The following is a 12,201-nucleotide window of genomic DNA, read 5'->3' on the forward strand; positions in this document are numbered from 1 at the left end:
ACGATCACAAGGGTACAGAGTTAAGCAAGTTCTTTAGGTTTTGCCTTAGCTACATTCTTTTTTCAAAGACCATTTTTCATGGTTTATTTGTCATGCTCTTTTATTGGTACTGCCAACCTGTGGGGTGTTTTCAACCTTTCTTCTTATATTTTCATTGCGATCTTTCTCACAAAAGCCCAGATTCGCATTGATGCCCCCTCTTATATCGTCTCCGTCCAATCTATATACAATCTTACCCGCACCAAGCAAGGAGTATTCAAGAGCCTTTGCTATGGAAGTTTTTCCTGCGGCCGAAAGTCCTGTAAACCATACTACAATACCTTTTTGCTTCAAAAGCTCGCTGCGAATCTTGCATATGTCCATTCTGCCTGATCTCCTTTTTATTTTTAAATAAAACCACTTTTAATATATCATGTAAGAACAATCATTAAAAGCCACATTTTATTTACATAATGCAAAAAATAGCAACAATAGTCATTTTATTTTTATTGTTTTAGATATATTATTGAATTGTAAACGTGGTATAACACAAACCATAATTTACTACACATTAAAAAGACTTAGGGAGGGATAAGTAAATGTTAAAGAAAACCAAGAAATTCATAGCTTTAGCAGTTTGCATCAATTTGGCCGTAAGCTCGCTGGCCGTAACCAAGGTTAACAGCTTGATTGTAGGCTATACATCTCTATATAAAGAAGCCTTTTTTGATCTTTATAAAAAAATACATGACCCCGCAAATGGTTACTTCAGCAAGGAAGGTATACCCTATTATTCTCCAGAAACTTTTATTTTGGAAAGTGTTGATTACGGCCATGAAACCACAAGCGAAACATTCAGCTATTATTTGAAATTAGAAGCAATGTACGGAAAGCTTTCAGGGGATTGGTCAGGATACAACAAGGCATGGGATGCTTTAGTAAAATACGCTATCCCATCTAAAGAAGAGCAACCAAATTCAAATAAATACAATGCTGCAAGGCCATCATACATCTTTGAAGATGGTGAAACGCCCAATTTGTACCCTATCAGTGCAATACCTGCTGCCTCCTTTGGAAAGGATCCCTTACATAACGAGCTTGCATCTACTTATGGAAACAGTATCATGTTCGGCATGCAAAATCTTCTGGATACAGATAACTGGCATAGGTTTGGCAATATGGGAGACGACACAAGCAAAGCATCCAAAATAAACCCTCCAGGAAGAGGTGAGCAGGAATCCATCTGGGAAACGGTAATGACTCCTGCCTGGGAAGTATTTAAGTGGGGTAATACAGAAAATGGCGGTTTCCAATCATTAGTTTTCAAGCAGGATAAATATTTTAAAAGATGGCTATATAATGCTAGTCCATCAGATGATGCTGCCGCTGTTCAAGCAGCCTTTTATGCTAACAAATGGGCAACCGAACAAGGAAAGCAGTCACAGGTGTCCGATGCAAACACCAAAGCATCAATGCTTGGTGACTATCTTAGATATGGCTTGATTGACAAAAATATGACTCCAATAGACTCAAGCTCCATGAGGCTGATAAATGACGGCACAGAGGCACTTCATTACCTCATATCAAACAAGTATTCGTGGAGCGGACCTATAGCTGATGAAGGTGAGGCCTATAAAAATGGGAGCAGTGATAACCTACAAGGTAATCAGAATCCTATGGCAGCTTATGCTCTATCTGCAGTAAACGAGCTGAAGCCAAAGTCTCCAAGGGCTTCATCCCAGTGGAACAAGAGCCTTGAAAGGCAGCTAGAACTGTTTAAATGGCTGCAGTCTGCAGAAGGTGCCATAGCTGGAGGATGTACAAGCATATCCTCCGGTAAAAACACTGCTATACCTGCAGGATCATCCAAATTCTACGGTATGATATTTGATACTTCACCAGGACTGAAAGATCCTCCAAGCAGCAGGTACTTCGGTGACCAGTGTACTTCCATGTCTTCTTTGGCCCAGTATTATTATGAAACCGGAGATGAAAGGGCCTATAAAATTCTTAAAAAATGGATTAACTGGGTATATCCAAATGTAAATATAACAAAGGACGGTTTTACTCTTCCAGCAGACCTTTCATGGACAGGTCAGCCTGACAGTTGGACCGGAAGCACTGAAGAAAATAAAAATCTGCATGTGGTAATAGACAATTTCGCAACAGACCTAACTTCTGCTGCAGCACTTGTTAATACACTGGTTTACTATTCAGCTGCAACAAAAGCCCATAAAGTGGGCAGCGATGATTATGCCGGCTACTTGGCTGAGAAGCTCTTAGGTGCTATAGCTTTATTCCATGCAGATGACAAGGGCTTTTCTTCTCAGGAGCAAAGAGGGGATTACTCAAGATTTTATGATCAGGTTGTTTATATCCCCGACGGATGGTCCGGCATCACACCACAGGGAGCAATTTTGAAGCCCGGAATAAAATTTATTGATACAAGACCTGCATACAAGCAGGATCCTTCATATAAGCACGTTGAAGATTCTTATAAGGCGGGTGTAGGACCAAAATTTAAATATCACCGTTTCTCAACTCAGTGTGAGATTGCACTTGCTCTCGGTGCCCGTTCAATATATATGATTGACACCTCAACGCCTACATCACCTATCTTTACACCTACTCCAACACCTAAATATGATTTGTTCTTGACGGGAGATCTTAATAAAGATGGGGTAGTTAACATGGCAGATGTTATGTTGATTATACCAGGCTTCGGTAAAGGCATTGGTGATCCCGAATATAATCCTGAAGCCGATCTAAATAAAGATGGTGTAATCAATATGGGTGATGTTATAATTTTAGCAAACTCTTTTGGGAAGATAGCACCTAAATCCGCTTATTAAACCGCTGGTTATCTCTATAAGAATTCTATATCACACCATGAGAATGGATGAAAAAGAAAAGCGTGCTTAAGACACTATTAATAAGGCAATATCAACTTTTTTGATATTGCCTTATTATACAAAAATTACTTACCTTCCCATTTCTTCAATTCTTTAATATACTGACTGACAAATTCCTTTACATAATTGTCTCAATTGTCTTACCATCAGATTGTATAGTAGATGAAATTTCCTCTTTATAGTTGTTTTCTTTCCGAAAGACAAGCTGCTCATATCTTCAAAAGACTTTTCAACAACCTTTGCCGATAAATCAAAAGAGCTCACTTCTCAATTGTTATTTCTTTTTCTGCTAATGGCTTCATTAAATCCTCATTGGTTTCAACCTTAACATCATCAGGGAACTTCTGCATGAATACATCATCTTTAAGGTCAGAGTTCATCTCTATCTTGGAATATAGCGTCTCTACCTTTGTATCCCCGGATTCTTCTATTGATTTTACTATAAACCAGGAGTCCTTATGAATCCATAATTCCCCTTTTCCCAATAGGGTTTTATCATCCTTGGGGATTGCAACAATATGATAAGCCTCCATATCATTGATTTTCTCAATCCCCATCATTGTTATTTTGTGTGTGTTTTTGTAAATTTTAAGTGAATCCAATACTTTATCTTTTTGGCTTTTCCCCATAAACTCAGAGAAGTTGGCGTTTTTTGATATTGTTGCTTTCTTTTCATTTACCGAATATATAACCATTTCATTGTTATAAAGTGTAATAACTGTTACCTGCTTTCCTTTTTCATCTGCCATTTCCAATCGCTTATTATCCTTTGGCTTAAACCATTCTTTTACATTATTATCTGATATTATTTTATTGTTATCACGCATAACAACTTTGTATTCCACATGGTAGGGAATAATTGGGTTGTTTGCCTTCAAAGCTTTTGAAACTATATCCTCCGGCAAAAGGTTGAGACTCTTATCACATCCTGTAATCATTGATATGCCCATAATAACCATTAAAATCATTGAAACAAATAACTTTTTCATATAGATTCATCTCCTTAAAATCGGGTTTATGATGTTTTAATCCTAACCCAGCAACATATTATTGTTCCTGCTCTTTCATTTGAAATAACCTTTATCTTTCCATCATGTTTATTTAATATAATATTTACAATACTTAGTCCAAGACCGGCTCCACAACTTGTGCCTTTGTTTCTCGAGCTGTCCCTCTGATAAAATGGAGAAAATATTTTTTCTTGGTCCTCAAATGGTATTGGCAAACCTTCATTTTTTACAAGTATTATTACGCCTTCACTTCTCCATTCATCAATCTCTTTTATGCTTTCCTTATCAATCCATGCCGGTAAATTTTGTTCCGGTGAAAATGCTCCAAGGTATATACATTTTCCGTCAGAGTGTCTGATTGCATTGCTTACAAGATTGTCAACCACCCTTGTCATTTGCTTCACATCCACCATATATATACCACTAACTCTTTGCTCAATGGATAAGCTGACCTTTTCCCTGCTGCAAAGCTCATGGTACCCAGAGAATAACATATAGAAGAACTCTTCTCCATCTACCTCAACAAGGTTTAAAGAGTAGTCTCTGTTTAAAAGTGTATATCCAAATAAATCATCCAGCATGTTTTTCATATAATCGCTTTTACTTATTATTACAGAGGTATACTCCGATACTTCTTTTCCTGACAGCCCGTCGTATTTACCAATTGATTCTGCGTATGCCCTTATTGATGTTAATGGCGTTTTCAGATCATGGGAGATTGCTGTTATTATAAATTCTTTTTCCCTTTGTTGCTCAATAAGTTCATTTCTCTTTGACTCAATCTCGTTACTCATTCTGTTGAAATGATGTATAAGCATCCCAATTTCATCACTTCTTTTGTATGATATATCAGTATTTTTTTCACCCTTTGCAAATAGGGACATGGCTTCAGTCAGCAGTTTTATAGGTCTATTCATTCTTCTATCAAGAAGTCTCACTACTATTATAATAATAGCTATAAGAACTCCAAAAAAAATTCCATAGGCGTAGAGAGTCCTTTTATTAACCCCATTCATCCATTCACTGCGGACTTGGGTAATTTGAAAAAAGCCTATAAGATCATCATCCTTAAATACCGGTTTTTTAAGTACATTTGCCCTATATCCCTGTTTTATTTCATATAAGCCTGAGTACAGCTCTTCTTTGTCCAATGTAATCGGAATCTCATTTCCGCTTGAATAAATCCTTATGCCGTCTTTGTTGTACAAAACAATTCCAACCTTTTTTCTGTCAGCATTGTCTATGAGATTCAGGCTCTTTTTTATGTGAAGATACAATTGGGGATTAAGCAATTTTCCTTCGTATTTTTGGAAGATCTCTATTGAGCTTATATAGTCAGTTACTTCAACATCGTTGTTATAATCAATTATCAGCTTATACAGTATAACCCCGGTAATGACAGGCGACAGGATAACAGCAATATATGATAAAATCAACCACTTTTTTAGTTTCATGTTATCTTTTCTCCCACAAATCTATAGCCTGTTCCCCATACTGTAAGTATGAAATTGGGATTTTTTATATCATCCCCAAGTTTTTCTCTTAATGCTTTCACATGAACTGTAACAGTATTATTTCCATCAACATCCGACTGGTTCCAAATGTTTTCATAGAGCTCTCTTTTAGTAAAAACATGGGTCGGATTTTCAGCCATCAACTTAAGAAGAGCATATTCCTTAGCTGTCAAAGGTATTTCTTGCTCGTAGAGGACAACCTGATTGGTACGGGGCAATATTGTCAATCCATTCTTAAATCTCAATACCTCACCCACATCAATAAATCCAAGATACTTTTTATATCGCTTTAGAAGGCACTCTATCCTTATCTCAAGCTCGGCAAGACTAAAGGGCTTTGTAAGATAATCGTCAATACCCAGTCTGAATCCCTTAATTTTATCTTCATCTGCATGCTTCGCACTTACTACAATTATTGGTGTTTCACTTAACATACGTATATTTTTGCTTAATGTAAACCCATCCATTTGAGGCATCATTATATCTGCAATTATCAAATCATATTTATCCTTTTTAAAATCATCAAGACCCTCAATCCCTGTTGATGCCCAATTTACTTCATAGCCTGCTCTTTTTAGATAATCCGTCATTATGCGTGCAATTTCCGTATCATCTTCAACTACAAGTAGCTTCCCCTTCATTTTTGTACCTCCACAACTCTATTTTAAATGATATAAACATGAGTGCTAAAAACTTAATAAAATCTTTATAATTTTACAGTTTTTATTTTATATTAATATTCGATATTTATAAACTCCGGGATTCTCATGTTAAGGTGTGGAAGCAGCAGTAATAGTGTAGAGAACACCATAATTTCCTAGACATTAAAAACAAGATTATTGTATAAAATAATCTTATTACCAAAATAATTGAAAGCTGGTGAAATCCATGGAAGCAAATCAAATCGCATGCCCTTCATGCAACAGCAATAACCTTACCGCCAAATATGAAGCAAAGTATGTATATTCATATATTATTGATTCCAATGCTCCAGGACTTAAGAACGATCAAGAGCTGCTTCCTTTTTTATATGACAATCGTGAACAGGTTGAATCAACCCAATATATCAAATGCGAAAACTGCGGCAGGCAATTTCCTTGCTTCTTTTCAGCAAAAAGCAATGGAATTGATTTGAATGATCTGCAAAAAGTCCTAAGTTATGACCACAATGAGTAGAGTTATAAAATTATTTTATACGTTAAACAATCTGGAATAGTCTCTAGAACCATGTGTTACATGATATATAAAAACATAATCTCCTAAAACTCTATAAATGCAAATAAGCCTTTCTCCTCTAATCTTTTTTGGCATCTTCCAAGGAAACCGTTGTTTCACTCAAAAGTATTGACTGTTCGGCTATGGCAAGAATAAAAAATTAAAAGCTGGTAATGCTTAACAACTTACCAGCTTTTGGTGTGTCCAACCACAATAAATAAAAAAGTGTAAAGGATTAATTACTTCTCTTATGACTACTCATCAAGAAACTTTTCCTGAGCATCCTTTAATTCACCGGGATTTAGGGAATCAACAGAGTAATTTTCAATACTATTACCCTCTCCGCAGCCTTTTTTCTGGCAATACCACTCTATCACCCTTTGCTCTATTTCTTGATCTGTCCCCTCTACTTTGTATGGATATGCAGAGATCAGCTCTCTGGTATCGTTTGCCCTTAATCCAACCCTGCCTGCAGCTTCAAATTTTCCTAGAAATTTTTTTGCCATATAGATCTCCTCAATTTATCACTTTTGGTTTAATTATCTTAATCCTGATGAATAACCAACTGTATTTTATTTACCAGTTAATCATCCACCTAATAATAGTTTAATAAAATTGAATTGTTTTATACTTTAATAAAGTTTAAATGTGCTAATTAATATTTGTGATTTTACATATCATAATTGGGTAACAAAAGCATGAATGGTCTCACACAATTACTGTAACAATACAAATATTGGTATAACATATAAGGAGCATAAAAATGGAAACCCAATACGACAGAACTAAAATAGGCGAGCGTGGTGCCAGAATCAGTATTGCAGCCTATATTATTTTATCTATATTAAAGCTGGTAATAGGTTATTTTTCAGGGTCGGAAGCACTAACTGCTGACGGCCTTAACAATTCTACTGATATATTAGCTTCTTTGGCGGTATTAATCGGACTCAGGATATCAAGAAAACCAGCTGATGAAAACCACCACTATGGACATTGGAGGGCTGAAACCGTTTCTTCGATGATTGCCTCGCTTATTATGATAGGTGTAGGACTTAATGTTCTTTATAACGCAATACGGTCAATAATCTATTTTAAGGCTCAGTCTCCTGATATAACTGCAGCAATTACAGGTCTTGTTTGTGCTGCAGCAATATATTCAGTATATCGTTACAATAAAAAAGTAGCTGCTGCCATTAAAAGCACAGCACTTATGGCTGCAGCAAAGGATAATCTGTCGGATGCCTGGGTCAGCATCGGTACATCTGTGGGTATAATTGCATCTCAATTCGGACTGCCATGGATTGACCCTGCTGCAGCTGTAGTAGTAGGTGTACTCATTTGCAAAACCGGATGGGATATTTTCATGGAGGCGGCACACAATCTAACGGATGGGTTTGACAAGAAAAACCTGGATAACATATTCAAAATAGTTCGTCAGGTACCGGGCGTAATAGCCGTAAAAGATATCAAAGGGCGGGTCTACGGCAATAATATAATGGTTGATGTTAGTATAACCGTTGATGCTTCTCTTAACATTTCACAGGGGCATCAAATTACTGAAGATATAGAAAGTCATCTTAAAAGTAAATTTGATGTTATTGATGCTGTGGTTCATGTAGAGCCAAATAAATAAACAGTACTTTCGTGACTAAAGCACAAACCTCAAGTATTCATCAAGAACCCTTGACAGAGTATGCACATAGGCTTTAATCTCTTCATCCCGTATAAGGATTCTAAAAACCTTGAGTATATCCCTTTTAAACATTCTATTTAGTTTAATCTCTGCTTCATCAAACAACAAGGGACATAAATACTTTGCCCTTGGGTCTTCAATTACAGTAAGCTTTCCCGATAAATCAATATAAGGGGCATATGGAAAGGTCCTGCACGACAGTGGCCGACGCTTTCTTATGCATGAGCCATTGCATACTGCAAAAAGTATATGTGAGTCACCAAAAGGCTCCTTCCTTATATCTAGAAAATCGGAGGCCTGATGCATCATCTCCTCCCCAGGGTATAGATGCATACCGCTGTCGTTATCGCCGGAGCAGCACTTTTTATCACACACAAGGCCGCAGTCAAATTTTAATGGCGTAGAGCTTTCAAGTATCCTGTATGCCTTTTTATATAGTAATTTTTTGTTCATATTGGGTCTCCTGAAGTTTTAATAATATTATAGTACCACATAAATTGGAATACGCTATTGACTATCGTGGTTTTATATGTGATATTTTATATAAAATTTGTTTTAAAATAAGATCATAAACACATTTAATATAACAAAGAAGGCGGCTGTGGAATGGAAATTAGATATTTAAGCAAAAATGAATATACAAATTACATGAGACTTGTATTCAGCATATATAAGGGCAATAAATATTTCAAAGACACAAACGCGTCAATAATTAAAGAGTTCTTTTCAGGCAAATCCCACTTTTGCCGGAATGCAAGAATCAGTCCTGTTATGGTTATGAATGAAGGCACGCCATTAGCATGCTGTATATTTGTTATACATAATTCTTGCAGGCATATCCTCCAAATAGCCTTCTTTGAAGCTATGCCCAATTGCCGGAAGGCGGTCGACCTCTTAATGTCAGAGGCAAAATCCATATGTCAGAATGAAGGTGCCGGAAAAATAATAATAGGAATAAACGGACATGTCAATTATGGGCTGGGAATTCTCTCCGATAACTTTGACAAAACTGTCAGCTTTGGATCAAATTATGGGTGTAAATATTATCATGACTATTTTCTTGACTATAATCCCGTTACACATAATTTAAATTCATATACATGGGATATGAATACCTTTAACATGGAACGTGAACGAAAAATCCTCGAAAGAGTCAACAGAAGATACACATTCCGTCTTGCGGATCTTAGCAAATTAAAAAAGGAAATAGAGATTTTTACCGACATAAACAATAAGAGCTTTGAAGATGATTTGTTTTATACTCCACGTGATCCAAAGGAGGACTATGAACTATTCAAGAACTTATCCTACTTTCTAAAGGGTGAAAATCTCATTTTTGCTGAAGATAATGGAAAGCCCATAGGATTAATATTATGGTATCCCGATTACAACGAAATGGTAAAGCTCGGCAAATCTATAGGTGCCGCTGCTTTTTTAAACTTTAGGCTGCTTAAGCCTAAAATAAGCAAGTTAAAGCTATCCGAAATCGCGGTTTTGCCCCAATACCATGGGACCGGAGTTATTGCTGGCCTCTTTTATAAAGCATTGGAAAAGTCTAAAGGCAAATATGAATACGGAGAATCCAGTTGGGTAATCCAAGATAATTCCAAGTCGGATTTTTTGTGTAAGAAGCTTGCTCATAGTGAATATAAACACTATAAAGTATATGAAATAAATGATTTATAATCCAGACATAAAGAAACACCTATGGGCCATATTAACCCACAGGTGTTTATACTTTAGCTTATACAGACAATTCCTTGTATTTCTTATATGACATATCGAGCAGTGCCTTATCCTGAGTATATGTTACAAGTTGAAATGCATGTTCTATATAAAAGAAGCCTCCGTCCTGAAATTTCTCTTTTTCTGAAATATCAAACTCATCACTATCTGTACTCATAATAAACCAGATTATCTTATTGCAAACCGGCTTTCTACGGTTCACAGAATAAAATTCGTAACTTGTCTTTCCTGCTATTGTAATAATCTCTGCAGCTACTCCACCTTCCTCCATAACCCTTCTAAGAGCTACGTCGGCAGGCACCTCATTACTGCGAATCACACCTTTTGGAAATGTCCACTCCTCTTTCTCATTTTTAAGCAGAAATACTTTTTCTCCAAAAAACACAACACCGCCGGCACAATTTCTTTCTATCATAATGTGACCTCCGTACATCCATATTCTTAGTTTTGTTACCAATTCATCGCCTTATTATATACAAATAATATATTTTTTCAAATCTAGCTGTCATAAAACTTATATACTCGATTTATACTTTGCACAATGGAAATAACTAGACATGGCACAAGCAATTTTTTGGCGTTTGTCCATTAAGTATACCTTATAGGTAAATGACTGAATTGAGGATTTCCAGTTACATACTTGCAATGCAAATAAGCTTTGGAATTTGAGAATAGGCATTTTGATTGGTAAGTTTCTGATTTCTCGACCTATAGCCAAATCCTGATTGGGAATTATGGCTGTAATTGCTGATGATGATTTAGAATTTTCTGCATCATCTGCAAACCAATGCGTTTCATTTATAAACAATGAAAACATCTGGCTGCTAAACATCAGGACAATATAATATGCAGTTATTCTAATAGCTATTTTTCTAATCAAGACGATATACCTCTGTTACAAAAGTAATTTCTTATACCCTCTTTTAATTTATTGTTTTATTGTTATAAAATGGAATACAATTATTAAATAGAACAAGGCATCTCGCAAGATGATTACGAAACGCCTATGCTATATATGATAACATAAATGTAAATCGATGTCAATAGAGTATTGCTTTTCCACTTAATTGCTTACTGAATATTAAATACCTATTATTCAATAAAATGGCTTTACAATGGAGTATATTGAAGCACAGGCAGCTAAATTAAAATATTACTGCTCCAAATCTTTAAAACATAAGTACCAATCCATGCACATCAAACCCTGGGGATTTTGTACCCTCTCCATTAGCTCTTTATATGTTTTGGGGTATGGAACAATCACCGGCTGCCCCGGCATCCAGTTTGCGGGAGTTACAACCTTTTCCTTATCTGAAGTTTGTAATCCATCAATAAGCCTTATAATCTCAGGTATATTCCTGCCGTTAGTGGAAGGATATTGCAGTATTGCCCGTATGATTCCTTTCGGGTCAATAATAAATACATTTCTTACAGTCTCTGTCTTGCTTACATCCGGTGCTATCATACCATACAATTTTGCAATTGATCCATCCCTATCGGCTACAACCGGAAATGGAATCCGGATTCCTGTCTTCTGGTAAATGTTATACACCCACGCCAGATGGGATGGATTGCTGTCAATACTCAAACCTAAAAGGCAGGTATTTCGTTGTGCAAAGTATGGATAATATCTGGCAAAAGTAATAAATTCGGTAGTACACACAGGAGTAAAATCTCCGGGATGTGAAAAGAAGACAAGCCATCTTCCCTCATAATCAGATATATTTAAAGGCCCAAACGTTGTTGTCGCACTAAAATCGGGAGCCTTCATCCCTATTTTTGGTGTTCCATTGTCAGTCATCGTATCACCCTTGCAATTAGTCTTTTATTTATACTATGACTGATTATGTATATCTGTGTTAAGTAAAATTACCGCCCTATAAATTTCAACTTTTTTCACTGAATTTGCATGGATTTTGCAAATTTTTTTTATTTACAGATGCTATAATTCAAGTTGTGGTGTAGAACACACCAGAATTACTCAATAAATCAATTAGTATAGTTTCGAAAAGTAACTGGTAATTGGCTTGAAAACAAAAATTCAGGTTTGATTCATAAAAAACAAGGTAAAAAACCTTATTGAACTTTGAAAAAAGTATATTGTTACGACAGAGCAAATAAAAAAGGGCATG

At 36.0% G+C, this 12,201-nt stretch carries 13 protein-coding genes; 4 read left to right on the plus strand and 9 right to left on the minus strand.

Going from position 1 to position 12,201, the window contains the following annotated elements; genetic code table 11:
* Positions 1–90: 90 nt before the first annotated feature.
* Positions 91–363, minus strand: coding sequence for an adenylyl-sulfate kinase (locus VIO64_RS00040; protein ID WP_331913924.1), 273 nt, complete (start codon positions 361–363; stop codon positions 91–93).
* A gap of 215 nt (positions 364–578) precedes the next feature.
* Between VIO64_RS00040 and VIO64_RS00045 the strand changes: the two genes are divergently transcribed.
* The gene (locus VIO64_RS00045) at positions 579–2,831 is read left to right on the plus strand and encodes a glycoside hydrolase family 48 protein (protein WP_331913926.1); all 2,253 of its coding nucleotides are present in this window, start codon (positions 579–581) and stop codon (positions 2,829–2,831) included.
* Positions 2,832–3,151: 320 nt separating this feature from the next.
* Here VIO64_RS00045 and VIO64_RS00050 read toward each other — a convergent pair whose 3' ends face one another.
* The 3 genes from VIO64_RS00050 to VIO64_RS00060 are packed head-to-tail and all read right to left on the minus strand — an operon-like array spanning position 3,152 to position 6,056.
* Positions 3,152–3,880, minus strand: coding sequence for a hypothetical protein (locus VIO64_RS00050; protein ID WP_331913928.1), 729 nt, complete (start codon positions 3,878–3,880; stop codon positions 3,152–3,154).
* Positions 3,881–3,906: 26 nt separating this feature from the next.
* Entirely contained in the window at positions 3,907–5,355 is a 1,449-nt protein-coding gene (locus VIO64_RS00055; RefSeq protein ID WP_331913930.1) for a HAMP domain-containing sensor histidine kinase, read from the minus strand.
* Positions 5,352–6,056, minus strand: coding sequence for a response regulator transcription factor (locus tag VIO64_RS00060; RefSeq protein WP_331913932.1), 705 nt, complete (start codon positions 6,054–6,056; stop codon positions 5,352–5,354). Before VIO64_RS00060 ends, VIO64_RS00055 begins: the two co-directional genes overlap by 4 nt.
* 247 nt (positions 6,057–6,303) lie before the next feature.
* Between VIO64_RS00060 and VIO64_RS00065 the strand changes: the two genes are divergently transcribed.
* Positions 6,304–6,591, plus strand: coding sequence for a hypothetical protein (locus VIO64_RS00065; RefSeq protein ID WP_331913934.1), 288 nt, complete (start codon positions 6,304–6,306; stop codon positions 6,589–6,591).
* Between the two features lie 293 nt (positions 6,592–6,884).
* On the opposite strand, the gene VIO64_RS00070 is transcribed toward VIO64_RS00065, so the two are convergent.
* Positions 6,885–7,136 (minus strand): hypothetical protein, encoded by a 252-nt coding sequence (locus VIO64_RS00070; RefSeq protein WP_331913936.1) that lies wholly within the window; start codon positions 7,134–7,136, stop codon positions 6,885–6,887.
* A gap of 257 nt (positions 7,137–7,393) precedes the next feature.
* Between VIO64_RS00070 and VIO64_RS00075 the strand changes: the two genes are divergently transcribed.
* Entirely contained in the window at positions 7,394–8,263 is an 870-nt protein-coding gene (locus tag VIO64_RS00075) for a cation diffusion facilitator family transporter (protein WP_331913938.1), read from the plus strand.
* Between the two features lie 15 nt (positions 8,264–8,278).
* On the opposite strand, the gene VIO64_RS00080 is transcribed toward VIO64_RS00075, so the two are convergent.
* A complete protein-coding gene (locus VIO64_RS00080) occupies positions 8,279–8,776 on the minus strand; it encodes a hypothetical protein (RefSeq protein ID WP_331913940.1) in 498 nt (165 codons plus the stop codon).
* Between the two features lie 153 nt (positions 8,777–8,929).
* On the opposite strand from VIO64_RS00080, the gene VIO64_RS00085 reads away from it, so the two are divergent.
* Positions 8,930–10,009: a GNAT family N-acetyltransferase gene (locus tag VIO64_RS00085; RefSeq protein ID WP_331913942.1), complete on the plus strand. Its 1,080-nt coding sequence runs from the start codon at positions 8,930–8,932 to the stop codon at positions 10,007–10,009.
* Between the two features lie 58 nt (positions 10,010–10,067).
* On the opposite strand, the gene VIO64_RS00090 is transcribed toward VIO64_RS00085, so the two are convergent.
* The 3 genes from VIO64_RS00090 to VIO64_RS00100 all read right to left on the minus strand — a co-directional run bounded on the left by VIO64_RS00090 (position 10,068) and on the right by VIO64_RS00100 (position 11,870).
* Positions 10,068–10,484 (minus strand): NUDIX hydrolase, encoded by a 417-nt coding sequence (locus tag VIO64_RS00090; RefSeq protein ID WP_331913944.1) that lies wholly within the window; start codon positions 10,482–10,484, stop codon positions 10,068–10,070.
* 99 nt (positions 10,485–10,583) lie between these two features.
* Positions 10,584–10,949, minus strand: a complete 366-nt coding sequence (locus VIO64_RS00095; RefSeq protein WP_331913946.1) for a hypothetical protein — start codon at positions 10,947–10,949, stop codon at positions 10,584–10,586.
* Positions 10,950–11,222: 273 nt separating this feature from the next.
* Positions 11,223–11,870: a peroxiredoxin gene (locus tag VIO64_RS00100; RefSeq protein WP_331913948.1), complete on the minus strand. Its 648-nt coding sequence runs from the start codon at positions 11,868–11,870 to the stop codon at positions 11,223–11,225.
* Between the last annotated feature and the right edge of the window lie 331 nt (positions 11,871–12,201).

The organism is Pseudobacteroides sp., assembly GCF_036567765.1.
Classification (GTDB): domain Bacteria; phylum Bacillota; class Clostridia; order Acetivibrionales; family DSM-2933; genus Pseudobacteroides.